The sequence below is a fragment of the Shewanella woodyi ATCC 51908 genome (genome assembly GCF_000019525.1).
Lineage (GTDB): Bacteria > Pseudomonadota > Gammaproteobacteria > Enterobacterales > Shewanellaceae > Shewanella > Shewanella woodyi.
The window spans coordinates 3,793,020-3,818,028 of sequence record NC_010506.1; the positions used below are offsets into that span (position 1 = coordinate 3,793,020).

Below are 25,009 nucleotides of genomic sequence, written 5' to 3' on the forward strand. Positions count from 1 at the left end.
TCTAGAGACCCAAACGCAGCATAAAGTGCTTTGAAACCCGCACTATGTGAGCGTCTCAGGATTTCCTCTTCTGCTTTGCATTGACTTAAAAGGGAATAACCATTTCTTAGTTAATGCGCCTTGAATAGAAAACCCTGAGGCACTCTGAATTGATTACATAATTAATGCAATTGGTATAACTATAGCCATAAAAAAACCGCGCTCAACAGCGCGGTTTTTTATCAAAGGTGTTGGCTAAACCAAGGCCAAAGCCTGCTCTAAGTCACTTATCAAATCTTCTACAGACTCCAGTCCCACAGATATTCGCAATAAGCTCTCGCCAATACCAGCAAGCTCCCTCTCCTGTTCGGAGTAAGGGGAGTGAGTCATCGAAGCTGGATGTTGAATAAGAGACTCGGCATCGCCTAAACTAACGGCAATAGAAAATAGCGTTAAGCTGTTAATAAACTGCAGGGACTGCTCCATTGCGCCATTTAGCTCGAAGGCAATCACCCCACCGGCTCTTTTCATCTGAGTACCAAGCAGTGGGTAACCACTATGCCCCTCAAGACCTGGGTAATACACTTTAGTCACTTTTTCATGGTTTAGCAGGTAATACGCCAAGCATTCAGCATTATCACAATGTCTGGCTAGTCTTACATCTAGCGTCTTAAGACCACGCAGTATCAGCCAAGCATCATGGGGAGATAACACACCGCCCAAGTCCTTCACGGTTTCATATTTAATCTGCTCTATCTGCTCATTGCTACCGCATATCACCCCAGCAATCACATCACCATGACCATTAAGGTACTTGGTCGCACTATGAACAACGATATCGATCCCATGGGTCAAGGGTTGCTGTAACAGGGGGGTCATAAAGGTGTTATCGACAATACTCACTAACTTGTTTGCTTGAGCAATCTTTGCGATAGCATCTAAGTCGAATACGTCTAAATGAGGATTTACCGGGGTTTCACAAAACAGCACTTTGGTTGTGGGTTTAATCGCTTCTTTAATGGCTGATAGGTCATTAAAATCGACTAAGGTAACCTCGATGCCAAATCGTAAAAATTGTGCTGTCATCAGGGAGAAAGTGCAACCATATACAGCCTTAGATGCCACAAGATGATCGCCATGCTGCAGATTGGCCAACAGCGCAGATGACACAGCAGCCATGCCCGACGCTGTCGCAACAGCGGCCTCAGCACCTTCAAGTGCAGCCATCTTACGTTCTAGTTCCGCTGTGGTTGGATTACCTAAGCGGGTGTAGATATAACCGGGTTGATCGCCGGCAAATCTCTCACCTCCCTGTTCAGCACTATCAAAAACAAAAGTCGCACTTTGGCATAAAGGGGTTACCAGTGCGCCAGAACTACTTCTAATATGTCCTGCATGGATCACTTTTGTGGCTAATTTCCATTTGTCTTGCATAAATCTCTCCGAGGTCAGCATTCGCGGTTAGTTTTATAATTGATGCGAATGTATAACTAACCTTGAACCGTATCAGCCCTTTGAGTAAACCTAACAGACAAATTAATCAATCGTGCTTTGTAAAATCTTTGTTACGAATAGGCTCTTTTGTCATAATCCCGGATGAGAACTCTTTGAGCTCTAATAGCAACTCCTTATGGATACCTGAGAGTTTTGGCCTTGCTCCCTCTTTAAATGAGATTGGACGACAAAGCGCCATGGCCTGATAACCTAATCTGGCTGTCAGCAAGCCGCCGCCGAGTCCCTGAGCTAACCGAGCCGACAGCTTTCCGGTCATCTCAACCGAAAGTAACTGAGTACCGAGATCGGTCGCCACCTCACTCGCTCCTGCATAGATAATATTGACGATAACGCCGCGTATCAGTTTTATACGGCTCCAGTAACCAAGCTCTATTCCATAGCACTCGGCAATCTTGTAGATCATGCGTTGGTTACGCCAAAGGATTATCGCCATATCCAAGACCGCAAGTGGGCTTGCTGCCAATAATAACGCTGACTCTTGGGCAAAGCGTCGCACGAGCTTTTTGGCTTTCAGATCTCTATCTGATAAAACCAGATCATCAAATAGGATAAGCTTTTCTGCATCATTGTGCTCATCTCGTACAGAAGCAAGATAAGGCTCAAGCGAAACCTCACTAGGTAACTTGTCTATCAAGCGGTTAATAAACTTATCCGCTTCACCGGACTGTAGGCTTTGAGATAAGCGATCGCCAACTTGCTGACTCTCCTCCACTGATTTAAGTCTGACAAGTTTACGCCACTCGCTTAGCGCGATATTGCCCGCCCATAAAACCACCACAGAGATAACACTAAAATACAAACCAAATAACCAAGGGCTCTCTACCCAGGCCGCTTTCAACCCTAACAGTGTTTCGGTAACGATAAGCAGACCGACTCCAATACAAGAGAGCTTAGCAAGCAAAGACCAAGGTTTTCTTCGCTTAACTTTATCGTGTGTTTTCCCTAGTTTGTCATCAACCACAGCCCCTATGTCATCATCGCTGTTAGCAGGCTCAGTTATCACCTCTGGAATAAACTGCAGCTCTTTTTCATCAAAATGTTGAGCACCCCGTAACTGAGGCTCAGCCTCTTGGGCATGAGCATCAAAACGTTGAGACTTTTTTAAACTGGTTTCATCTTTCATCTGGACTCTCAGTGGAGACAAAGCGTTATCTTAATTTGTCACCCAAAATATATTGTAAAAGGTGATCTAGCCTAATATGGCTAAAATCGGCTCCCTCGGTTTCAGCTTCAATGAGCGGAGGAGCAAACTGCATAAAGTCAAAACCTTGAGTATCCCAAAATTCACTTTTAGGCAGGTTTCTAGGAACTTCACCAGGATATAAGGTAACAGGCTCTCCAGTGGACAGCGCTCGTCCATGAACAACTTCGACCTCTGTGCTTCCCGATTTGACCATGGCATGTTTGGTGGCTTTAATCGCACTGATTGCCATCACCTCAACATCACAGCCCTCAAACTTGGCTTGCTTCTGACTCTGCTTAACCAATTGAGTGAGCAATGAAAGCACATTACCTTGTTGATCCCGAGTGATATGATCCACCTTGCTCGCGGCAAACAGTAACTTATCTATTCTCGGGGAAAACAAGCGCTTTAATAGGTTAGACTGGCCAAACTTAAAGCTCTCCATGATGCCGTTAAGAGCCTGAGTCATATCATCAAACTGCGCTTTACCTCTATTTAAAGGGGTAAAACAATCCACCAAAAGAATTTGGCGGTCAAACTGGGCAAAATACTCCTTGTAAAAGGGAGTGATCACTTTGGCTTTGTACTCATCAAAACGCTTCATCAGCACGTGATAAGCTGAGTCTACATCATCTTTCTCGCGCTCAGCGAGCACGCTGTCAGATAGACCAAATAGGGGGAAAAAGGCCAGTACTGGTGCATCGGCTAACTCACCGGGAAGTAACATTCTCCCTGGCTGAGCATAATAAAATCCGTGATTATTCACACTGTCTAAAAGCAGCTGCTGATACAAGGCCGCTATCTGTTTTAACTCAGCCTCATCGGCTTTAGCCGAGAGATTGAGCCCAGCAAGTGCTTCAGAAAAGGCTGGATAGTAGCTTGAGCTTTTCAACACCTGCTCACGTTGACTCTGCACCACTGACCACTGACGATATGTCTGCTTTAACATGGGCAGATCAAGCAGCCACTCCCCAGGATAATCAACAATATCAAGATAGAGCGTTGCACTATCGGTCAGTTTAGCCAATATGCCCTTTTCGGGTTGGTAGCGTATCGCGAGTCTCAACTCACTGATACTTCGTGTCGATGCTGGCCAATGTGGTGGAGAAGATCTTAATGCACTCATCGCCTGTTCATAATCAAAACTTGCGACGGTTAAATCTGGTTGTAGGTCCCGCTTTACACCATATAAGCGCGCTTCACGGCTCACCTGCCATAGAGGTAATTGGTTACTCTCCCCAATTACACCTGAGTTTAATAGCTGGTCCACAAGCCCAGTGATAAAAGCCGTTTTACCTGCACCAGAAAGGCCTGTAACAGCAAGACGGATGTGTCTGTCAGAGGTTCTATGGGCAAGGGCTTTTGTAGTGTGGGAAACTTTTTTGCTTAACTTAGAAAAAGAGCGATTAATACGACTCATAAACACTTCTTAAAGTTATCTGGGCGGAGAGTCCGCCCATTGGAGTGATTAAAGATTATTGATCTCTTGTTTAAGATCGAAGTTATCAGATGTAACGTGACGTTCCAACTTTTGAAGTCTAGTTTCTAGGGCTCTAAAGTTTTCACTCACATCACGAAGTGCCATCTTCGCTGGTTCTCCCGCTTGCCAAACCTTCTTCTTAATCTCGATATCTTTCTTCACTTTCGCATCTGACTTCTCAGTACCGGGTTTTGCATCCAATATTACCCACAATAAGATGTAGATGAATAATACTGGACCGCCTCCCCCTAAAAGGAAAATCGATGCAGCTGCGACACGGACCAGCCAAGTTTCGAAATTAAAGTAGTCGGCTATTCCTGCACAGACACCGGCAACTTTACCTGACTGGGGGATACGATATAGGGTGCGGCCATCTGCTTTACTCATTTTCATTCCTCCAATTATGTTGCGTTTCAACGTTTGGGTTTTGCAGTGATGTTGTAACCTGTTGGTTACTCATCACGCGTCCTCCATTGTGGGGCTTCTGTGTCTAAAATCGCTTCCAATGTTTCTATACGTTGAGCCATCTTATCGGCTCTCGTAATTAGCTCATTTAACTGTGTAAACTCTTCTTCAGTAAGTCCCTGGCTCACTTGACGCTTACTACGATAGTGAAGTATCAGCCATATGGGAGCCACAAATATTAGAAAGATAATAATTGGGGCCATTAAAATATCCATGTTCATAACTCACCTCTGAATGGTTACTATTTTGTTTTTGTTTTCGCTTTTGATTTGTTAGCACTTACTTTAGCTTTTAAGGCTTCAAGCTCAGCAGATACTGAATCCTCAGCTTCTAAAGCGGCAAACTCATCATTCAGATTTTTCTGGTTGCCTAAGTCATAAGCATCAACTTGAGACTCTAAACTCTCAACACGACGTTCATACTGCTCAAACTTGTTCATCGCATTATCAATCTTGCTCGAATCAAGCTGCTTCTTCACCTCTAAACGTGAACTCGCAGTCTGCTTGCGCATAATAATAGTCTTTTGACGAGCCTTAGCATCAGCTAACTTCTCCTGTAGCAAGTTAACCTCATCTTTAAGACGGGTGATCTGCTCCTCAACAACCACTAGCTCTTGAGTTAATGTTGCAGCCAGTTCAGTAGCTTTCTGCTTTTCAATCAGTGCTGCTTTTGCCAAATCTTCACGATCTTTTGATAAGGCTAGCTCAGCTTTGCTCTGCCAATCTTGAACTTGCTCCTGTACCTTAGCGATACGACGAAGTAGCTCTTTTTTCTCAGCGAGTACCTTAGCTGAAGTAGAACGAACCTCCACCAAAGTGTCTTCCATCTCTTGAATAATTAGGCGTACCATTTTTTCTGGATCTTCAGCCTTATCAAGTAGTGAGCTGATGTTTGAATTAATGATATCTGCGAAGCGAGAGAAAATTCCCATAATACTGTCCTCAAAATTAATGTTGGTTTCGTAGATAGTAATTCACTTTCTGTGCCAACTTTTCATAATTTATAAAATACAATAACTTAACCAATATATTAACTTTTTCTTTCTTTTATTAACAGGGGGACTTATTATTATTTTCACCAACTATTAGCGTGAAAGACTAAAACTTACTGTGGCAAATCAATTTCAGCAAGATAATCTTATCGGTCAATCGAATGCTCTATTAGAAGTATTGGAGCATGTCTCTCAAATTGCACCTCTTTCTAAGCCAGTGCTTATTATTGGGGAACGCGGTACAGGTAAAGAGCTTATCGCAGAGCGTCTGCACTATTTATCTAAGCGTTGGGATCAAAATTTTATTAAGCTCAACTGCTCCTCCTTAAGTGAAAACTTACTCGAAAGTGAACTTTTTGGTCACGATGCTGGTGCATTTACTGGCGCGAGTAAAAAACATGAGGGCCGTTTTGAACGTGCCAATGGCGGTACCCTGTTTCTTGATGAGCTCGCCAATACCTCAGGTTTAATCCAAGAGAAGCTACTTCGTGTCATTGAATATGGCGAGTTTGAGCGAGTTGGCGGCAGCAAAACTGTACAAACAGATGTCAGACTTATCTGTGCAGCCAATGAAGATCTCCCCTCTTTAGCTGAGGCTGGTGAATTTCGTGCTGATCTACTCGACCGCTTAGCTTTCGATGTGATCACCTTGCCACCACTGAGGCACCGTACCGAGGATATCAAACCATTAGCCGAGTATTTTGCCATCGGTATGGCTAGACAACTTAAACTAGAACTGTTTGAAGGTTTCAGCCCCCATGCGATGCAGCAACTGACGGACTATGCGTGGCCTGGAAATATTCGTGAACTGAAAAACGTGGTTGAGCGAAGTGTTTATCGTAATGCAGACTCTGATTCGGCAATCGAAAATATCATTCTCGATCCTTTCGCTTCTCCCTATCGCCCAACTAAAAGAGTGAAAACCATAGAGAGGCAGCAACCAGCTGCAAGTGTAGAGGCAAACGATCAGCCAGCAGAGCCGAATAGTAAAGCTACGCAAACTTGCTCAACATTACCTCCTCAGTTCCCCATCGACTTTAAAGAACATTGCGAAGGTTTGGAGATCACCCTACTTAAGCAAGCATTGGAAGCTGGCCAATACAATCAAAAGAAAACCGCTGAGCTATTGGGGTTAAGTTATCACCAACTTAGAGGCATTTTAAAGAAATATAACCTGTTGGATAAGGCGTGATTGGCTTTTATAGCATAAGCGCATTGCTCATCTGTTGGCAGCACTGTTAAAATGATCACTTAAGCCCAGAATAAATGAATATTTGATGAGAATGCTGATAAAGCGTCTATCGGGATACGCCACACTCACTTGCTTGGTGATACTTGCAGCAGGGTGTGGGCCCAAAAAAGTTCCGCCTGGTTTGGTCTATTGCTCTGAGGGAAACCCAGAGTCTTTTAATCCTCAGTTAGTGACCTCTGGGACCACTGTTGACGCTACATCACAGCAGATTTATAGCAGTCTAATCGATTACGATGGTAAATCTGCTCAAATTGTTCCCTCATTGGCGAGCAAATGGCAAATTAGTGATGATGAGCTTACCTACACTTTCACCCTAAGAGAGAACGTCAGCTTTCACCAATCTAGCACCTTTACACCAACGCGGTATTTTAATGCCGATGATGTGCTATTTTCTTTTAATCGCATTATCGATCCTCAGCACCCTTTTCATCTTGTTTCCAAAACGGGTTACCCCTTTTTTCAAAGTATCGGCTTTGATAAACAGATCAACCAAATCGAAAAAGTCTCAGATAATGAAGTCGCTTTTCACCTAAACACCCCAGATGCTTCATTCCTCTCTAATCTCGCTTCCGGTTTTGCCGTGATCCTTTCACAGGAGTATGCACAGATACTGGCAACACGAGAGCAGAAAGCGCAAATAGATAGGTTACCCATTGGCACTGGGCCATTTCAGCTCAACAAATATGTTAAGAATGAGTATATTCGTTACCACAGAAATGAGCAGTATTGGCGAACCTTGCCAAAATCAGAGCTACTGGTTTTTGATATCACCCCTAAGAGTACCTCTAGGCTAGCAAAACTTATCACTGGTGATTGCAGCGTGTCGGCGCTCCCCAAAGCCGGAGAGCTCGAAGTGGTTTTGGCTCATGATGAGCTAGAGATAGATTCTCAACCTGGTTTTAACGTCGCTTTCTGGGCTTTTAATACCCAAAAACCTCCTTTCGATGACATGAGAGTCAGGCGTGCTTTGGCTCATGCCGTCGATAGAGAAAATATTCTGCGCGCCGTATACCAAAAAACAGCAGTTAAGGCCACAGGACTTCTGCCTCCCATGTCTTGGGCATATTCGGAAAATAAACCGATTATCAATTATGATCCTCAAGAAGCCAGACGCTTACTCGAAGAGGCGGGGATCACTGAGCTAACCATCGATATTTGGGCGATGCCTGTTGCCCGAATTTATAACCCTAATGCCCTAAAGGCTGCAGAGTTAATCCAAGCCGATTTGGCCAATATCGATGTAAAAGTGAATATAATCAGTTATGACTGGAGTGTGTTTAATCAAAAACTAAGCCAACGTGATTATGATTCTGTGCTCATTGGGTGGACCGCAGATAATAGCGACCCTGACAACTTCTTCACCCCTATTTTAAGCTGTGCATCTGTCTCATCTAGCAGTAATCGCTCCCGTTGGTGTCATCCAGATCTGGACTTAATCTTAGCTCAAGCGCGGGCAACTACGGATAGGGAGGAGAGAAAAAACTTCTACCAAGCCGCTGAAGCCATTTTTGCTTCAAAACTTCCTATGCTTCCTCTCGCTCACGCAACTAAGCTCGCCTTTAAGCATAAAGGTGTCAATGAGATGAAATTGACCCCATTTGGTGGGATCTCATTTACTGGTACTGAGATAGAAACAAGTGAAACCACAACGGCACAAGAAGAGGCATTACAATAATGGCCCGTTACCTTTTAAGAAGACTTAACCTCTTTCTGGCGACCTCATTAGTGCTGTTTGCCGTACTCTTTATGGTCACCAGTCAGTTTCCCGTTGAGCAAAGGTTCGCCCTTACCGGAATTCAGTCCCCAAGTGCAGAGCAGATAACCCAAATAGAGGAAGACTACAAATTAAACAGTGGTAAATTCAATCAATTTATCGCTTACCTGCAGCAAAGACTTGGCGGAAACCTTGGTATCTCTGCCACCTCACAGCGCCCTGTTGCAGATGAGTTAGCATCGGTGCTGCCTGCCTCATTTGAGCTAGCTGCCGTGGCAGGTTTTTTAGCACTGGCATTTGGATTACCACTTGGGATTTTAGCATCACTTAGTCGACATAAAGTCACCCAACATACCATTATGGCCATCACGTTAACGGGCTACTCTATCCCAGTGTTCTGGCTTGGACTCACTCTCTCGTTGTGGTTTGGCGTACAGTTAGGCTGGTTACCTATTTCAGGCAGACTTAATCTGCTCTATGAGATAGAACCTGTCACAGGCTTTATTCTTATTGATACCTTAATATCCAGCTCTCCCTATAGCACCTCGGCTTTCCTTGATGCTCTGCTGCACATTATTTTGCCCGCAGTGACACTGGCAGTCTTACCTTTTACAGTTGTAGTTAGGATCACCCGCGCAGCCATGATATCCATTATGGAGCAAACCTATATCAAAGCTGCAGAGGCCAGAGGATTACACACTTCACGAATTGTACTGCGTCATGCTCTGCCCAATGCGTTGATCCCTGTGATTAAAAACCTAGGGTTAATGCTAGGCACATTTGCCAGTTACGCCATCGTAGTAGAGGTGATCTTCTCATGGCCTGGCGTCGGCGCTTGGTTAGTTTCGGGAATTTATCAACGTGACTACACTGCAATACAGGGAGGTGTGCTTGCCGTGGCATTAATCATCATCTTCTTAAGTATTATGATAGAGGTCTTACACACGACCATGAACCCCTTGAGCAGGAAAGAACTCTATGCCTCAAATTAAGATCTATCAGGGAGATGAGATCCCCTCCCCCATGCTCAAGATCTGGCACACTTTTGCAGATAATCCATTTGCATTTGCTGGTTTATGGGCTGTTGTTGGTTTTCTTCTACTGGCCGTTTTTGGTCCGTTTATCGCACCCTACTCACCTGAACACCAAGATCCCCATGCGCTACTTCTAGCGCCATCTTGGGATCCTGCAGGGACAGTCGAACACTTTCTTGGAACCGACGATCTAGGTAGGGATATCTTTAGCCGTCTCCTTCATGGCGCGCACCTCACCTTTGGTGTAGCACTCGGAATTGTATTGACCTCACTGGTACTTGGTTTCATCATAGGTTCAATCTCCGGCATGATGAAAGGGCTAAAATCCAGTATTTTGAGCCATCTTCTCGATGCTCTACTCTCTATTCCCTCTCTGTTAATGGCTATCTTGGTTGTGGCTGTTATGGGTCCGGGACTTAATAATGTATTTTGGGCGGTGGGGATCGCACTGACCCCCCAGTTTGTTCGTGCCATACATCAAGCGATACATGAAGAACTTCAAAAAGAGTATGTCAAAGCGGCAAAACTTGATGGTGCTAACCCCATTCAGATATTTTGGTATGTCATCATGCCAAATGTCTGGGATACGGTTATCATCCAAACGACCTTAGGGATCTCTGCGGCGATATTGGATATTGCTGCGCTAGGCTTTCTAAATTTAGGGGCTCAAGCACCGAGTCCAGAGTGGGGGGCGATGGTATCTCAGGGAATGGATAACATTTTAACAGCGCCTTGGACTGTAACAATTCCAGGTGTAGCCATTCTGTGTAGCGTTCTTGCAATTAATTTAGTCGGTGACGGCTTACGGTCGGCACTGTCGCCGATCAATAACTAACTCTTAATATTATGCCTTTACTCGATATAAGAAACTTAACCATAGAGCTCGACACCCCTCACGGCCGTGTTAAAGCTCTTGAACGAGTCAGCCTAACGGTTAACCCAGCAGAGGTACATGGACTCGTTGGTGAATCAGGCTCTGGCCGTAGCCTACTGGCTCGCGCAATTTTAGGGATCCCTGGACATAACTGGAGCATTACTGCCGACCGCATGATGTGGGATGGGCGTAACTTGCTGGAGATGAGCCCAAAACAGCGACGTAACTTAATGGGAAGCGAGATATCCATGATATTTCAAGACCCATCGAGTAGCCTAGATCCTGTGATCAGTATCGGCGATCAGCTCATTGAAGCGATGCCATCCCATAAAAACATCCCCTTTTGGCGCAGAGGCAAAAAGAGAAAACAGACAGCCGAGAAGTGGCTGCACAAGGTCGGCATAAAAAACACTGACAGAGTGATGTCCAGCTATGCATGGGAACTCTCTGAAGGTGAGTGCCAAAAGGTCATGATAGCGATGGCTGTCGCCAATCAACCCCGCTTACTCATCGCAGATGAGCCAACAAACTCGATGGAAGTACAGACTCAAGCTCAGATCTTCAGGCTCTTGAGTAAACTTAATCAACTTCAGGGCGTATCAATACTGCTCATAAGTCATGAGCTAGAGACACTCTCTATGTGGTGCGATCAACTCTCAGTGATGTATTGTGGCCAGGTTATGGAATCGGGCCCCACATCAGAGATAGTTGAACGCCCTTTTCACCCCTACACAAAAACACTTTTGGACAATATTCCGAACTATTCAGGCACTATGAATCACAAAAGTATGATGCCTACCCTACCGGGATCGGCACCAGCCCTACAGCATCTCCCTATCGGATGCCGGCTAGGTCCAAGATGTCCAGAAGCACAAAAAAAATGTGTGAATAAGCCCAATTTATGTCACAAAAAGAACCGCTATTTCGCATGCCATTTTCCGTATCATGAAGAGCAATGTAATGACGACTCCACTCCTTCAAGTTAATGAGTTAAGTAAGCGTTTTGATACTGGTTACAGAAGATTCAAGCGAACCTACAATCAAGCCCTGCACCCAGTATCATTTGTCTTAAACAGGGGGGAAACCTTGGCTGTTGTGGGCGAAGCTGGCTCAGGAAAAAGTACACTGGCGCGTATTCTTGTGGGTGCAGAGGATAGAACAACTGGCGATATCTTATTTGAAGGTGAAGCCTTAGAGTTAAGAAACCTCAAGCAGAGATGTAAGTTAATCAGGATGATTTTCCAAGATCCTAACACCTCATTAAACCCCAGGTTAACCATAGGTGAACTGCTTGACGAGCCTCTCAAATTCAACACCAATCTTGACGTCAAAGAGCGTAAAGCTCAGGTGATAGACAGATTAAAAAAAGTGGGATTGCTGCCTGAGCATGCCGAGTTTTATCCTCATATGATCTCTGAGGGGATGAAACAGCGTGTCGCTGTTGCCCGGGCTCTCATGCTCAACCCTAAAATAATCATTGCCGATGAAGCCTTGACTGCGCTCGACCTTTCGGTACGTTCACAAATATTGAATTTACTACTGAAACTCCAAAAAGAGATGGGACTTTCCTATATTTTTGTATCCCATAACCTAAATATTATTAAACATTTCAGTGATAAAATAATGGTATTACACAAAGGTGAGATGGTTGAAAAAGCCACAACAGAGGATCTGTTTAATTCACCACAACATGAATACACACAAAGACTTATTCAAGAGCAAGATCTACTTAATCATAAGCGGGGCTAATAGTATAACTGCTCCAACCACTCGCTATTTCAGGATTTTTAATCAAAAAAAAGTGCCTTTTACCCTTTGATTAATTATCCTATCGTCACTTTTTTAAGAGAAGCAGAAAAATGATAATCAAACCTAAAACACGTGGCTTTATCTGTACCACCACTCACCCTGTTGGTTGTGAAGCTAATGTACTCGAACAGATCAATACAACTAAAGCGAAAGGTCCAATTACCAACGGCCCTAAAAAAGTATTAGTTATCGGTTCTTCTAGTGGCTATGGTCTATCTTCACGTATCGCTGCCGCCTTTGGCAGTGGCGCTGCAACTCTTGGTGTCTTTTTTGAAAAGCCAGGCACTGAGAAAAAGCCTGGTACAGCGGGTTGGTATAACTCAGCCGCATTCGACAAGTTTGCAAAAGCAGATGGCCTTTACTCTAAGAGCATCAATGGCGATGCATTTAGCCATGAAGCTAAACAGAAAGCGATCGATCTTATAAAAGCTGACCTTGGCCAAATCGACATGGTTGTCTACTCACTTGCCTCCCCTGTACGTAAGCTACCGGACTCAGGCGAGCTAATTCGCTCATCACTTAAGCCTATTGGTGAAACCTACACAGCAACAGCGGTGGACACTAATAAAGACCTGATCATTGAAACCAGTGTTGAGCCTGCTAGCGAGCAAGAGATCCAAGACACAGTCACCGTAATGGGTGGAGAGGATTGGGAATTATGGTTAGCAGCACTATCTGATGCCGGTGTACTGGCCGACGGCTGTAAAACTGTCGCCTACAGCTATATCGGTACCGAGCTTACTTGGCCTATCTACTGGCATGGCGCGCTTGGTAAAGCCAAAATGGATCTAGACCGCGCAGCTAAAGCACTGGATGAGAAACTATCAACAACAGGTGGTAGCGCTAACGTTGCAGTACTTAAGAGCGTCGTCACCCAAGCAAGCTCTGCTATTCCCGTTATGCCTCTTTATATCGCAATGGTATTTAAGAAGATGCGTGAAGAGGGTCTGCACGAAGGCTGTATGGAGCAGATAAACCGTATGTTTGCGGAGCGCTTATACCGTGAAGACGGTCAAGCACCTCAAGTGGACGATGCGAACCGTCTTCGCCTTGATGATTGGGAACTTCGTGAAGAGATCCAGCAGCACTGTCGTGACTTGTGGCCATCGGTAACTACCGAGAACTTAAGCGAGCTTACTGACTACCGTGAATACAAGGATGAGTTCTTGAAGCTATTTGGTTTCGGTGTCGAAGGTGTTGATTATGATGCCGATGTTAACCCAGAGGTTAACTTTGACGTTGAACAGTTTTAAAAACAGCCAAATAAACTGTACAAAATAAAAACTAAGGTGCGTTACTTCAAAAAGTAGCGCATTTTTTTTATTTTAAGTTCCTCATTTGAAAGTAATAATCTAAAATCCGCGCTTCTTACTTATGCCAATAAAGGTAATAAAAAATGAAAATTAGTGCTCGCAATTCATTGAACGGAAAAATCAAATCAATCGCTGAAGGTTCAGTGAACAATGAAGTGGTTATTGAACTTGCACCAGGTGTAGAGATCACTTCTGTAGTGACTAAAGCATCATGTGAAAGTTTAGGTCTTGTTGTTGGTGGCAGCGCTTACGCTATCATCAAAGCAAGCAACGTAATGGTTGCTGTAGATTAACATACCCAAGCTACCTCAAGATGCTCATTTCAGAGCTCCCGTAGGATAGCTGAACAAGGCAGTGATTGAGGAGAATGGTTATTCCCTTGTTGATATCACTAACGCAGTGCAGCGGTTCTACGGGAACTCCCGAAGGGCATGGCGAGAAGCAACATTTTTCTGTGTTATGAAATATTGAATTAGAATAACTAGTCCTACTATTTCATGCCTTGAACTCTGTCACTTCTCGACATGCTGAACCCTGCACCTTGAAGTTGTTTGGGTATAATAACAAGCGTTATTGCTTTTCAATGCAATATACTGAAAAGTATATTGCATTATCTCCCCTCCCCCCACTAACCCAGTCCTCATAATAGTCCTCAGCTCAAACAAGATAAGCCTCACAGCTCCGCTTACCCTTTGCTTACTTCATTAGTGATTAAGCTAGAAATAGCAAAGAGATCCGTGGAGGAAATGACGAAAAATGTCTGGAACCTTATTTATCAACAAATAGGGCCATGTGCAAAAAAGGTCAGCAGATGCTGACCTTTTTATTGGGTTAGTGCTTACTCAATTTATTGTACAGATGAGTAAACCACTTCACTGTTAGCTTTTAGTGTTGCGATAAGCGCACGGTAACTGCCTTCACTGTATTGGGCATTAAGTCGCTGCTTAAGTGCACCTAGCATGTTCTCATCGATGCCTTGAGCTGCATTGACTTTATCAAGCACAATCACTGCATAACCAGAAGCAAGTGCTACGGTATCAACAACAGCACTGTCCGCTGGCTGAGCCATCTGGAATGCCTTGTTGATGATAGCGCCATCAATATCTTGCTCAAAACGCCCTGCATTTGTCTTAGTGACAAACTCAACCTCAGTACTAGGGAAAGCTGTCATCAGCTCCTGAGCCTGCTCTCTAGCAACCTCATTAGCTTGTTCCTGCTGTAGTCGCTGAACAATACCTGATTTCACTTTATCAAAAGCAACCGTTCCTGCAGCCGTGTGAGACTTAATACGGATCACCATAGCGTGATTAGCATCAACCTCAATCACATCACTGTTCATACCATCGAGTAGAACACTGTCTGAAAACGCCGCTTTTAATACATCAGGCTTATCGAAAGGAGCTGGCGCACTGTTTCTTGCAAATACAGGTGTCGTTTGCACTTCAACACCTAACTCTTTCGCAGCTTCACTTAACGTATCAGGTACTTCGTAACTGACGTCTGCTAATGTTTGCTGTAGGCCGAAATACGTATCGATAGCATGCTTCTCTTTAAGCTGAGCAAGTATTTTAGCTTTGACGTCTTCAAATGGCGCTTCGGCACCAGGCTGTAGATCAAGTAACTTGATGATGTGGTAGCCAAAGCTCGTCTTAACTACGGCTGAGTATTCACCATTTGAAAGAGAGAAGAGCACGTCATCAAACTCTGGCTCCATCACCCCTTTCTCAAACCAATCCAGCTGTCCACCTTGCTCACCGCTAAAGGTATCTTCAGATTCTGTTTTGGCCAATTCAGCGAACTCTTCACCTGCCTGCAACTTAGCGTAGATAGCATCAGCTTTTGCTTTCGCCGCTGACTCATCATCACCTAAGTTAACAAGAATATGCGCAGCTAAACGCTTTTCAGGCTTTAGATACTGCTGCTTATTCTCGTCATAATAAGTTTGTGCCTCTTCATCGGTCACTACCACGTCGTTTGCCATATCTTTTGCATTAAGCTCAATATATTCAAGGCTAAGGGTTTCTGGACTCATGAACTGAGCTAGGTTGGCATCATAAAAAGCTCTAGCATCTTCATCAGATACTACGGCCTGAGCGATATAAGGAGTGGCATCAATAACATGATAGCGAATATCGCGTGTTTGCCCTTGAATTCCAGCCAAGTAATCGGCTTCACTAGGCAATACAAACTCAGAACCAACTAAAGAGGCAACCAACTGGCGACGAGTCATATCGGTACGCATCATGTCTCTGAATGAGTTGGCTTGGTAACCTAACTGACGAAGGATTGCTTGATATCTATCATTATCAAACTTTCCATCAGTTTGAAATGCAGGCTCAGTCATAATTGCCGTTCTAATCTGCTCATCAGACACACGCAAACCGAGTTCAGTCGCGCTCTGATCCAGTAGTTTTTCAGCAACAAGACGCTCTAAAACACTCTGCTTTACGCTGGCTAAATAACTGTCATCAGCAGCCAGTGCTTCAAACATCTCGCCTAATTGTTGCTCTAAACGAGCACGTTCACTTTGATAGGCCTGTTCCAAAGCTGATTCACTGATCTCTTCACCGTTAACAGTAGCTGCAGCAGCCTCTGTCGATGAACCTAAATAGCTACTCACGCCAGTAAATGCAAAGGAAAGTATCACTAGAACCAGAATGCTTTTTGCAATCACGCCCTGTGAGCCTTCGCGAATCTTCTCTAACATTGGATATCTCGCTCGTTGCGATAAAAAAATAAAAAGGCGCATCACGGTGTTCGAGATGCGCCTTTTCGTAAACATTAGGGTTTAGCGGAGTGTTTCACTCAACAGAACCCTATCATACTTAACTATTTATAAAAGCACCGCCAGAAGCAGTGCTTTTATCTCTATAAGAAGCTTTAAAGAAAGTATGAAGCCTTACAAAAAGGCTAAAAACTATCTTAGTTTACAGCGTCTTTCAGAGCTTTACCTGCTTTGAATGCAGGAATGTTAGCTGCAGCGATCTTGATCTCAGCACCCGTTTGTGGGTTGCGACCAGTACGCTCTGCGCGTTGACGCACTTCGAAAGTACCAAAACCAACAAGAGAAATCTTATCGCCATCTTTTAAGCCGTCAGTAACTGCTTCAATGAAAGAATCTAATGCACGGCCAGCAGCGGCTTTAGAAATGTCAGCACCAGAAGCGATTTTCTCGATTAGTTCAGATTTGTTCATGTCATCCCCTTGAATGTAATTTTTGTGTCGCAACCATCTCCTTCTCTGGAATGGTCTGCGGAGGCTTTTATAACAAGCTTGAAACTAAAGTTCAAGCTCTACTGGAAAAGCATATAAATATAATTGGAAATAGCTCAAAACCAGCAGCCCCAAGGGCTTGAGGGCGATGAGCTAACCACAGACCTAGGCTACCACAGCTAGCGACTTTAAAAAGCCCCTTTTTGCACTTTTTTTGCAGCATTTCGCTATTTTCATGAGTTAACCCAAGTTTTTCACGATTTCAAAGCCTTCAATTGGTCGTTCTAACGCCAATTTAAGCACTTCGTCAACCCAACGCACCGGATGAATTTCAAGATCGGCAACCACATTTGCCGGAATTTCCTCCAGATCACGCTCGTTTTCTTGCGGAATTAAGACAACTTTTGTGCCTCCACGGTGAGCTGCAAGTAATTTCTCCTTCAAGCCACCAATAGGAAGTACCTCACCACGCAGAGTAATTTCACCTGTCATGGCGACATCGGCGCGAACAGGATTACCCGTTAAACTCGACACCAAGGCGGTACACATTGCCGCACCAGCTGAAGGGCCATCTTTAGGTGTTGCTCCTTCAGGAACGTGTACATGGATATCACGTTTCTCGTAAAAATCTGGATTGATACCTAGCTGTTCAGCACGAGCTCTAACCACAGTCATTGCCGCTTGAATCGACTCCTGCATCACATCACCTAGTGAGCCTGTGTAGCTTAGCTTTCCTTTTCCAGGTACAGAGGTCGCTTCTATGGTTAACAGATCGCCACCCACTTCGGTCCAGGCAAGGCCTGTGACTTGACCGATTTGGTTATTAGATTCCGCTTTACCATAATCGCAGCGCTGAACCCCTAAGAAGGACTTCAAGTTATCTTGCGTCACTTCAATATGTTTCACGCTCTTATCCAGTAAAATCTGCTTAACCACCTTACGGCAGATCTTAGAGAGTTCACGCTCAAGCGCTCGCACACCGGCTTCACGAGTGTAGTAACGAATAATACCGATAATGGCACTATCGTGAACTGTCACCTCTTTTGGCTTGAGTCCATTTCGCTCAATCTGCTTCTGCAGTAAATGCTGCTTAGCGATGTTAAGCTTTTCATCTTCTGTGTAACCGGAGAGGCGAATCACCTCCATACGGTCCAGCAGTGGGCCTGGAATATTCATCGAGTTAGAGGTTGCAACGAACATCACATCAGAGAGATCATAATCAACCTCTAAATAGTGATCGCTGAAACTTGCATTCTGCTCAGGATCTAACACTTCAAGCAATGCAGATGCTGGGTCGCCACGCATATCACTGCTCATCTTATCGATCTCGTCGAGCAGGAATAGTGGGTTTTTAACCCCAACTTTCGACATCTTCTGGATAACTTTACCAGGCATTGAGCCAATGTAGGTACGTCGATGACCGCGGATCTCCGCTTCATCACGCACACCACCTAAAGCGACACGGACATACTTACGTCCCGTAGCTTTCGCAATAGATTGACCAAGTGACGTTTTACCTACACCCGGTGGTCCAACTAAGCACAAGATAGGGCCTTTAAGCTGCTTAACACGACTCTGAACCGCTAGGTACTCTAAGATGCGCTCTTTAACCTTCTCTAGTCCGAAATGATCGGTATCGAGAACATCTTGCGCCTTAGCCAAGTCACGTTTGATTTTAGAGCGCTGATACCAAGGCACAGAGACCATCCAATCAACGTAGCTACGTACTACCGTAGCTTCTGCCGACATTGGCGACATCATCTTTAACTTATTTAGCTCAGCAGTGGCTTTTTCTTTAGCCTCTTCCGGCATTTTAGCTTCATCTATCTTCTTCGCTAGGCTCTCAAATTCATCATGAGACTCGTCGATATCGCCGAGCTCCTTCTGAATCGCCTTCATCTGCTCATTAAGGTAGTACTCGCGCTGACTCTTCTCCATCTGCTTTTTAACACGTGAACGGATCCGCTTCTCAACCTGCAATAGGTCAATCTCAGACTCCATCATCGCCATTAAATATTCCAGACGTTCAGCAACATCCACCATCTCAAGCACAGATTGCTTGTCTTCAAGCTTCAGCGGCATGTGAGCAGCCATGGTGTCTGCTAGACGTGGCGCTTCATCGATACCAGATAAAGAGGTCAACACCTCAGGTGGGATCTTCTTATTGAGCTTGATATAGCCTTCAAACTGTCCCACAGCAGAGCGTACCAGTACCTCCTCCTCTTTCTCAGCCATAGGGTCTGATTCAAGGTAATGAGCCTGAGCGACAAAGAAGGACTCTTCGTCGGTGTACTTCTCAATACGAGCACGTTTGCCACCTTCGACCAACACCTTTACTGTGCCGTCAGGTAGTTTAAGTAACTGCAAAATTGAGGCAACTGTACCAACCTCAAAGATGTCATCTGTAGTTGGGTCGTCAAGCTCAGCATCACGCTGAGCGACTAAAATGATCTGCTTGTCTTGTTCCATCGCCGTTTCTAGGCAACGGATTGACTTTTCCCGTCCAACGAACAACGGAATTACCATATGGGGATACACCACCACATCTCTTAGTGGCAATACGGGTAGTTCGATTCGCGCTTCACTCTCTTGTGTCATAGCTCGATTCCGTTTGATGATAATACTAATCAGTATATTGGGATGAATTCATTAGTTTCAATAGCTAATAGGTATTTAATAAGCTGAGAGTATAAAAAAGGAGCCATATAGGCTCCTGTTTTTCTGCTTGCTATTGATTCGCTGAATTATTGTTCAGCGCTAGCAGCTTGAGACTCACTATTTTCATAGATGAGTATAGGAGTTGACTCCCCTTTTACCACTGATTCATCGATGACAACTTTTGCCACATTATCAGTTGAAGGCAGGTCATACATAATATCGAGTAAAATACCCTCAACAATTGAACGTAGACCACGTGCACCTGTTTTACGTGTTTTAGCTTTTAAAGCTATCGCTTTAAGTGCATCTTCACGGAACTCAAGTTCAACATCTTCCATCTCAAACAGTGCTGCAAACTGCTTAGTCAGTGCATTCTTTGGCTCAGATAAGATCTGAATCAAAGCTGCATCGTCAAGCTCAGCCAATGTTGCTAGGACAGGAAGACGACCGATGAACTCAGGGATCAAACCATACTTAACCAGATCTTCAGGTTCAACCTGCATCAAGGTATCAGAGATAGTTGCCTTGTCGTCCTCACCCTTCACCTGAGCACCAAAGCCGATACCCGTTCCAGTGTGAGAGCGCTGCTCAATCACTTTTTCTAAACCTGAGAAAGCGCCACCACAAACGAAGAGGATCTTAGAGGTATCAACCTGTAAAAACTCCTGCTGTGGGTGCTTGCGTCCACCTTGAGGTGGAACAGCTGCAATGGTTCCCTCAATCAATTTAAGTAGGGCTTGCTGTACACCTTCACCCGATACATCACGTGTAATTGATGGGTTGTCAGACTTACGGCTGATTTTATCGATCTCATCGATATAAACGATACCGCGCTGTGCCTTTTCAACATCATAGTCACACTTTTGTAGTAATTTCTGAATGATGTTCTCAACATCTTCACCCACATAACCTGCTTCGGTCAGTGTTGTGGCATCAGCCATGGTGAAAGGAACATTCAGAAAACGGGCAAGAGTTTCTGCCAATAAAGTTTTACCGCTACCGGTTGGGCCTATCAGCAAGATATTACTTTTACCTAACTCTACACCATCTTTAGGACCAGCATTTTTCAAACGCTTATAGTGATTATAAACGGCAACAGAAAGCACTTTCTTCGCTTTCTCTTGTCCAATTACATAATCATCTAGATGCGCTCTCAACTCGTGTGGAGTCGGTAACTTGTCTTGATCTTGTTTCGGTGAGATCTCTTTAATCTCTTCCCTGATGATGTCGTTGCAGAGCTCTACACACTCATCGCAAACGTACACCGAAGGACCAGCGATGAGTTTTCTTACCTCATGTTGGCTCTTTCCACAAAAAGAGCAGTAGAGTAGTTTCCCACTATCACCTGTACTTTTGTTATCGCTCATTACTCTACCTCTTGAACAGTCTGCACTACTGTCTAAATCGCCTACAGCCTAATCTCATCATAGCTCAGGCGAAGATAAAAATCAGCCCCGTTGTTCAAACACCGAATCAACTAAACCATATTCAGCAGCCTGTGCTGCACTCATAAAGTTATCACGATCGGTATCACGCTCGATAACTTCCAATGGCTGACCAGTATGCTCTGCCAAAATATTGTTTAGCTTGTTCTTGATCCCTAAGATCTCTTGCGCATGGATAGCGAAATCCGATGCCTGACCTTGGAAGCCACCTAATGGCTGATGGATCATCACACGTGAATTAGGTAAACAGTGACGTTTTCCCTTCGCACCACCGGCAAGCAGGAATGCCCCCATGCTTGCAGCTTGGCCGATACATACAGTGCTGACGTTTGGTTTAATAAACTGCATCGTATCGTAAATAGCCATACCTGCAGTGACAGAACCACCTGGAGAGTTGATATAGAGCGAGATCTCTTGATCTGGATTCTCAGATTCCAAAAACAGTAACTGAGCTACGATAAGGTTAGCCATATGTTCTTCAACTTGGCCAACAAGGAAGATGACGCGCTCTTTAAGCAGACGAGAATAGATATCGTATGAACGTTCACCTTTAGCGGTTTGTTCAACCACCATAGGAACGAGTGCATTTAGTACTGATTCTGGTGCATTTTGCATTATTTATAATCCCTAAATAAAAACGGCTCGCATGAGGAACCTCATACGAGCCATTATAAATGGTGAACAACCATTTAAGTCAAGCGAAGCTTAACCTTGTTGAGTAGCCTTGTTCATAAATTCTTCAAAGTTGACTGCTTTCTCAGTCACTTTTGCAGTTTTTAACAATGCTTCAACGGCTTGTTCCTCAAGAGCGACATTACGCATGTTCTGCATCATCTCTTGGTTGCCATTGTAATATTCAACAACTTCACTTGGATCTTCGTATGCAGAAGCCATAGAAGCGATAAGTCCTTGAACTCGCTCTTCTTCAGCTTTCAGCTCGTTAGTCTTGATGACTTCACCCAATAATAGACCAACTTTTACGCGACGTTCAGCTTGTTCAGTAAATAAATCAGCTGGAAGTTCTGGCATGTTGGCAGCTTGGTCACCGAAGCGTTGCATAGCTTGCTTACGTAGCACTTCAACTTCACCAGCAATTAGAGAAGCAGGAAGCTCAATCTCGTTCTGCTCTAGCAGACCATTAAGTACTTGCTCTTTCACATTTGCTTTAAGCGCTTGCTCAAGTTCACGACCCATGTTCTTGCTGATCTCAGCTTTAAGTGCTTCTAGGCCACCTTCAGCGACACCGAAAAGTGTAGCGAACTCATCGTTCACTTCAGGTAGGTTAGCCGCTTGTACTTCATTCAAAGTAATAGCGAACTTAGCAACTTTACCCTTTAGGTTTTCAGCGTGGTAATCTTCAGGGAAAGTAACTTCGATATCGAACTCTTCACCTGCTTTATGACCTTCAACGCCTGATTCAAAACCAGGGATCATACGGCCAGAACCTAGTTGAAGTTCGAAATCTTCAGCTTTTCCGCCTTCGAACTCTTCACCATCGATAGAACCAACAAAGTTGATTTTAGCTTTGTCGCCATCGGCAGCAGCACGTTCAACAGCTTCATAAGTAGCGTGTTGCTTACGTAGTGTTTCGATCATAGTGTCGACATCAGCATCGGTAACATCTGAAGTTGGTTGCTCAACAGCAATATCTTCTAGACCTTTCAACTCTACTTCTGGGTAGATTTCGAAAGTTGCTACAAACTGGAAGTTCTCAGCATCTGATTCGCCAGGAACGAAAGTTGGCGCACCAGCTGGGTTCAATTTCTCAGCGATGATAGCTTCAACGAAATTACGTTGCATGACTTCGCCAGTGATATCTTGACGAATAGCTTTTCCATAACGCTTGTTGATGACACTTACAGGTACTTTTCCTGGGCGAAAACCAGGAATACGAGCACGCTTAGCTTCGTTTTTTAAACTATCGTTTACAGCTTTCTCAATCTGCTCTGCAGGAACAGAGATGGTCAGACGGCGCTCTAGGCCTTGTGTTGTTTCAACAGAAACTTGCATTTTCTTACCTCAAAATAAGTCTAACGTCCTTTGTAATAGTCGAATTTTCAACTATTAAAGTATTCGTTTCTTGATCTTAAAATTTGACTAAACACCCCGTGAATACTCAGATCCAGCGTTAGTCATTCATAATTGATATTTATCAAGACGCGACATTATAGCCACGCTTTACAGCAGAGTCGACCACAAAACGTGAATTTCAGGCGTAAAAAAAGCGACCTTAGGTCGCTTTTTTTACTTTCTTACAAAGAAATGGGGTGACTGATGGGGTTCGAACCCACGACAACCGGAATCACAATCCGGGACTCTACCAACTGAGCTACAATCACCACTGATATGGTACGCCCGGCAGGATTCGAACCTGCGGCCACCCGCTTAGAAGGCGGGTGCTCTATCCAACTGAGCTACGGGCGCTTCGAAAATGAGTTAAATACGACTCATATCCTGAATTAGCATTGAAAGACTAATCTTTCATTTTACTCGCAATAAAGCAAATAAATATCAAGTGGTCGGTGATAGAGGATTCGAACCTCTGACCCTCTGGTCCCAAACCAGATGCGCTACCGGGCTGCGCTAATCACCGAGAATCTAACTTTTTCTATTTCTTCAATCAGCACCAGAGTGTCTCTGGTTCCGCTATCGATTCCAATACTGGATGCGACATAAGGCTGCGCTAATCACCGAAACTTTACAACACTCTCAAATCAAAGGCTGTTTGCCTTCTCGTTGAGAACGGAGCGCATATTAGCCCCTACTCTTAGATGCGTCAACGGTTTTTTTATAAAGAAAGTGAGCTTGGCTATTTAACCAACTAAACGCGCTAAAAGCACACAAGTATTCATCATAAATAGCTCAAAGTTAAAAATATGGAGCAAGCGGCTACTATACAGGTAGTCAAGATTAAAGAGCTTCCAGCCTTTCATGGGGCTTAGAACCTAATTAATAGGCTAGCCTTGTCACTTCAAGCTAAGTAGGCTTTCATTAAAATGCTTTAGATGAAGTAAATTATCCGTATATCAGAACTGATTGTTGCGCAGGTTAATAAATGACACCGAGTCTATGGCCTGTTAAAATGCTGCCGATTTTCATTATCGCGCCTTTATAAAGGATATCTCCCCCACATGACAGCTCAAACAATCGATGGAAAAGCCATTGCACAGTCCATTCGAACACAACTCAAAGAAAAAGTGACAGCCCGTAAAGAGGCTGGTAAAAGAGTCCCAGGTTTAGCCGTTATCTTAGTCGGTGCCGATCCAGCCTCACAGGTCTATGTAGGTAGTAAGCGCCGCGCCTGTGAAGAGGTAGGTTTTTTATCTCGCTCCTATGATCTCGAATCCAGCACCACTGAAGAGCAACTGCTCTCACTCATCGATGAGTGTAACCAAGATCCAGCAATTGATGGGATCTTGGTGCAATTGCCGCTTCCTGAGCATATTGAAGAGTCAAAAGTGATTGAGCGTATCCGTCCCGATAAAGATGTTGACGGTTTCCACCCCTATAATGTGGGTCGACTTGCACAGCGTATCCCAGTTTTACGCTCATGCACGCCAATGGGGATCATGACCCTGATAAAATCGACTGGCGTCGACACTTATGGCTTGGATGCGCTTGTAGTAGGTGCATCAAATATCGTTGGCCGCCCGATGAGCCTTGAGCTACTGCTTGCGGGTTGTACAACCACAACTTGCCACCGTTTTACCCGTAACCTTGAGCAAAAAGTAAGACAAGCCGATCTGGTCGTTGTCGCTGTCGGTAAGCCAGGCTTTATTCCTGGCGAGTGGATAAAACCCGGCGCTTTAGTCATTGATGTTGGTATCAACCGCCTCGAAGATGGCAGTTTAGTAGGCGATGTTCAATATGATGTTGCCGCTCAAAATGCCAGCTTTATTACCCCAGTTCCCGGTGGTGTCGGCCCTATGACCATCGCGAGTCTGTTAGAGAATACTCTCTATGCAGCTGAGCAGTATCACGATGAAGCTTAAGTTCTAGGTTCTAAAGCACAACGAAGATTTATACCCATCCCTGGTAAATCTTCATCAATGTTCCAGACATAAAAAAACCTGCATTAAGCAGG

21 protein-coding genes and 3 tRNA genes are annotated in these 25,009 nt (G+C 44.4%); 9 read left to right on the top strand and 15 right to left on the bottom strand.

Annotation, left to right across the window (positions count from 1 at the left end):
• Window positions 1-234: 234 nt before the first annotated feature.
• The 6 genes from SWOO_RS15950 to pspA form a co-directional block, all read right to left on the bottom strand.
• On the bottom strand, window positions 235-1,413 hold the full coding sequence (locus SWOO_RS15950; RefSeq protein WP_012325702.1) for a trans-sulfuration enzyme family protein: 1,179 nt from the start codon (window positions 1,411-1,413) through the stop codon (window positions 235-237).
• Between the two features lie 106 nt (window positions 1,414-1,519).
• Window positions 1,520-2,617: a TIGR01620 family protein gene (locus tag SWOO_RS15955; protein WP_012325703.1), complete on the bottom strand. Its 1,098-nt coding sequence runs from the start codon at window positions 2,615-2,617 to the stop codon at window positions 1,520-1,522.
• Between the two features lie 25 nt (window positions 2,618-2,642).
• On the bottom strand, window positions 2,643-4,097 hold the full coding sequence (locus SWOO_RS15960; RefSeq protein ID WP_012325704.1) for a YcjX family GTP-binding protein: 1,455 nt from the start codon (window positions 4,095-4,097) through the stop codon (window positions 2,643-2,645).
• Between the two features lie 48 nt (window positions 4,098-4,145).
• Window positions 4,146-4,544, bottom strand: coding sequence for an envelope stress response membrane protein PspC (gene pspC / locus SWOO_RS15965; RefSeq protein WP_012325705.1), 399 nt, complete (start codon window positions 4,542-4,544; stop codon window positions 4,146-4,148).
• Window positions 4,545-4,609: 65 nt separating this feature from the next.
• Window positions 4,610-4,843: an envelope stress response membrane protein PspB gene (gene pspB, locus SWOO_RS15970; protein ID WP_041417716.1), complete on the bottom strand. Its 234-nt coding sequence runs from the start codon at window positions 4,841-4,843 to the stop codon at window positions 4,610-4,612.
• A 20-nt stretch (window positions 4,844-4,863) separates the two neighbouring features.
• Window positions 4,864-5,553, bottom strand: a complete 690-nt coding sequence (pspA, locus tag SWOO_RS15975) for a phage shock protein PspA (protein ID WP_012325707.1) — start codon at window positions 5,551-5,553, stop codon at window positions 4,864-4,866.
• Between the two features lie 178 nt (window positions 5,554-5,731).
• On the opposite strand from pspA, the gene pspF reads away from it, so the two are divergent.
• The 8 genes from pspF to SWOO_RS16015 all read left to right on the top strand — a co-directional run bounded on the left by pspF (window position 5,732) and on the right by SWOO_RS16015 (window position 13,902).
• A complete protein-coding gene (gene pspF / locus SWOO_RS15980) occupies window positions 5,732-6,805 on the top strand; it encodes a phage shock protein operon transcriptional activator (protein WP_012325708.1) in 1,074 nt (357 codons plus the stop codon).
• Between the two features lie 85 nt (window positions 6,806-6,890).
• Window positions 6,891-8,540 (top strand): ABC transporter substrate-binding protein, encoded by a 1,650-nt coding sequence (locus SWOO_RS15985; RefSeq protein WP_012325709.1) that lies wholly within the window; start codon window positions 6,891-6,893, stop codon window positions 8,538-8,540.
• A complete protein-coding gene (locus tag SWOO_RS15990; protein ID WP_012325710.1) occupies window positions 8,540-9,571 on the top strand; it encodes an ABC transporter permease in 1,032 nt (343 codons plus the stop codon). Before SWOO_RS15985 ends, SWOO_RS15990 begins: the two co-directional genes overlap by 1 nt.
• On the top strand, window positions 9,558-10,448 hold the full coding sequence (locus SWOO_RS15995; RefSeq protein ID WP_012325711.1) for an ABC transporter permease subunit: 891 nt from the start codon (window positions 9,558-9,560) through the stop codon (window positions 10,446-10,448). Before SWOO_RS15990 ends, SWOO_RS15995 begins: the two co-directional genes overlap by 14 nt.
• 11 nt (window positions 10,449-10,459) lie before the next feature.
• Window positions 10,460-11,473, top strand: a complete 1,014-nt coding sequence (locus SWOO_RS16000; RefSeq protein WP_012325712.1) for a peptide ABC transporter ATP-binding protein — start codon at window positions 10,460-10,462, stop codon at window positions 11,471-11,473.
• Window positions 11,448-12,236, top strand: coding sequence for a peptide ABC transporter ATP-binding protein (locus tag SWOO_RS16005; protein WP_012325713.1), 789 nt, complete (start codon window positions 11,448-11,450; stop codon window positions 12,234-12,236). Before SWOO_RS16000 ends, SWOO_RS16005 begins: the two co-directional genes overlap by 26 nt.
• Before the next feature lie 110 nt (window positions 12,237-12,346).
• A complete protein-coding gene (gene fabV / locus SWOO_RS16010; protein ID WP_012325714.1) occupies window positions 12,347-13,549 on the top strand; it encodes an enoyl-ACP reductase FabV in 1,203 nt (400 codons plus the stop codon).
• A gap of 143 nt (window positions 13,550-13,692) precedes the next feature.
• The gene (locus tag SWOO_RS16015; RefSeq protein WP_012325715.1) at window positions 13,693-13,902 is read left to right on the top strand and encodes a TOBE domain-containing protein; all 210 of its coding nucleotides are present in this window, start codon (window positions 13,693-13,695) and stop codon (window positions 13,900-13,902) included.
• Between the two features lie 554 nt (window positions 13,903-14,456).
• Here SWOO_RS16015 and SWOO_RS16020 read toward each other — a convergent pair.
• The 9 genes from SWOO_RS16020 to SWOO_RS16060 form a co-directional block, all read right to left on the bottom strand.
• Entirely contained in the window at window positions 14,457-16,316 is a 1,860-nt protein-coding gene (locus SWOO_RS16020; RefSeq protein WP_012325716.1) for a SurA N-terminal domain-containing protein, read from the bottom strand.
• 215 nt (window positions 16,317-16,531) lie between these two features.
• A complete protein-coding gene (locus SWOO_RS16025; protein WP_181950463.1) occupies window positions 16,532-16,819 on the bottom strand; it encodes an HU family DNA-binding protein in 288 nt (95 codons plus the stop codon).
• 243 nt (window positions 16,820-17,062) lie between these two features.
• Window positions 17,063-19,420: an endopeptidase La gene (gene lon, locus SWOO_RS16030; RefSeq protein ID WP_012325718.1), complete on the bottom strand. Its 2,358-nt coding sequence runs from the start codon at window positions 19,418-19,420 to the stop codon at window positions 17,063-17,065.
• A 146-nt stretch (window positions 19,421-19,566) separates the two neighbouring features.
• On the bottom strand, window positions 19,567-20,847 hold the full coding sequence (gene clpX / locus SWOO_RS16035; protein ID WP_012325719.1) for an ATP-dependent protease ATP-binding subunit ClpX: 1,281 nt from the start codon (window positions 20,845-20,847) through the stop codon (window positions 19,567-19,569).
• A gap of 81 nt (window positions 20,848-20,928) precedes the next feature.
• Window positions 20,929-21,540 carry an ATP-dependent Clp endopeptidase proteolytic subunit ClpP gene (gene clpP / locus SWOO_RS16040; protein WP_012325720.1) on the bottom strand — a complete coding sequence of 204 codons (612 nt, stop codon included), beginning with the start codon at window positions 21,538-21,540 and terminating at the stop codon, window positions 20,929-20,931.
• Window positions 21,541-21,630: 90 nt separating this feature from the next.
• On the bottom strand, window positions 21,631-22,935 hold the full coding sequence (gene tig / locus SWOO_RS16045; protein WP_012325721.1) for a trigger factor: 1,305 nt from the start codon (window positions 22,933-22,935) through the stop codon (window positions 21,631-21,633).
• A gap of 253 nt (window positions 22,936-23,188) precedes the next feature.
• Window positions 23,189-23,264: transfer RNA gene (locus SWOO_RS16050), tRNA-His, on the bottom strand.
• Between the two features lie 8 nt (window positions 23,265-23,272).
• Window positions 23,273-23,349 (bottom strand) — tRNA-Arg (locus SWOO_RS16055).
• Window positions 23,350-23,441: 92 nt separating this feature from the next.
• A tRNA-Pro gene (locus tag SWOO_RS16060) sits at window positions 23,442-23,518 on the bottom strand.
• Window positions 23,519-24,056: 538 nt separating this feature from the next.
• Here SWOO_RS16060 and folD point away from each other — a divergent pair.
• Window positions 24,057-24,917, top strand: coding sequence for a bifunctional methylenetetrahydrofolate dehydrogenase/methenyltetrahydrofolate cyclohydrolase FolD (gene folD / locus SWOO_RS16065; protein ID WP_012325722.1), 861 nt, complete (start codon window positions 24,057-24,059; stop codon window positions 24,915-24,917).
• Window positions 24,918-25,009 lie beyond the last annotated feature (92 nt).

What these genes read in the sequence shown, in the direction of transcription:
- SWOO_RS15950 (WP_012325702.1), bottom strand. Translation starts at nt 1,413, where the DNA reads ATGCAAGACAAATGGAAATTAGCCACAAAAGTGATCCATGCAGGACAT.
- SWOO_RS15955 (WP_012325703.1), bottom strand. Translation starts at nt 2,617, where the DNA reads ATGAAAGATGAAACCAGTTTAAAAAAGTCTCAACGTTTTGATGCTCAT.
- SWOO_RS15960 (WP_012325704.1), bottom strand. Translation starts at nt 4,097, where the DNA reads ATGAGTCGTATTAATCGCTCTTTTTCTAAGTTAAGCAAAAAAGTTTCC.
- pspC (WP_012325705.1), bottom strand. Translation starts at nt 4,544, where the DNA reads ATGAGTAAAGCAGATGGCCGCACCCTATATCGTATCCCCCAGTCAGGT.
- pspB (WP_041417716.1), bottom strand. Translation starts at nt 4,843, where the DNA reads ATGAACATGGATATTTTAATGGCCCCAATTATTATCTTTCTAATATTT.
- pspA (WP_012325707.1), bottom strand. Translation starts at nt 5,553, where the DNA reads ATGGGAATTTTCTCTCGCTTCGCAGATATCATTAATTCAAACATCAGC.
- SWOO_RS15985 (WP_012325709.1), top strand. Translation starts at nt 6,891, where the DNA reads ATGAGAATGCTGATAAAGCGTCTATCGGGATACGCCACACTCACTTGC.
- SWOO_RS15990 (WP_012325710.1), top strand. Translation starts at nt 8,540, where the DNA reads ATGGCCCGTTACCTTTTAAGAAGACTTAACCTCTTTCTGGCGACCTCA.
- SWOO_RS15995 (WP_012325711.1), top strand. Translation starts at nt 9,558, where the DNA reads ATGCCTCAAATTAAGATCTATCAGGGAGATGAGATCCCCTCCCCCATG.
- SWOO_RS16000 (WP_012325712.1), top strand. Translation starts at nt 10,460, where the DNA reads ATGCCTTTACTCGATATAAGAAACTTAACCATAGAGCTCGACACCCCT.
- SWOO_RS16005 (WP_012325713.1), top strand. Translation starts at nt 11,448, where the DNA reads ATGACGACTCCACTCCTTCAAGTTAATGAGTTAAGTAAGCGTTTTGAT.
- fabV (WP_012325714.1), top strand. Translation starts at nt 12,347, where the DNA reads ATGATAATCAAACCTAAAACACGTGGCTTTATCTGTACCACCACTCAC.
- SWOO_RS16015 (WP_012325715.1), top strand. Translation starts at nt 13,693, where the DNA reads ATGAAAATTAGTGCTCGCAATTCATTGAACGGAAAAATCAAATCAATC.
- SWOO_RS16020 (WP_012325716.1), bottom strand. Translation starts at nt 16,316, where the DNA reads ATGTTAGAGAAGATTCGCGAAGGCTCACAGGGCGTGATTGCAAAAAGC.
- lon (WP_012325718.1), bottom strand. Translation starts at nt 19,420, where the DNA reads ATGACACAAGAGAGTGAAGCGCGAATCGAACTACCCGTATTGCCACTA.
- clpX (WP_012325719.1), bottom strand. Translation starts at nt 20,847, where the DNA reads ATGAGCGATAACAAAAGTACAGGTGATAGTGGGAAACTACTCTACTGC.
- clpP (WP_012325720.1), bottom strand. Translation starts at nt 21,540, where the DNA reads ATGCAAAATGCACCAGAATCAGTACTAAATGCACTCGTTCCTATGGTG.
- tig (WP_012325721.1), bottom strand. Translation starts at nt 22,935, where the DNA reads ATGCAAGTTTCTGTTGAAACAACACAAGGCCTAGAGCGCCGTCTGACC.
- folD (WP_012325722.1), top strand. Translation starts at nt 24,057, where the DNA reads ATGACAGCTCAAACAATCGATGGAAAAGCCATTGCACAGTCCATTCGA.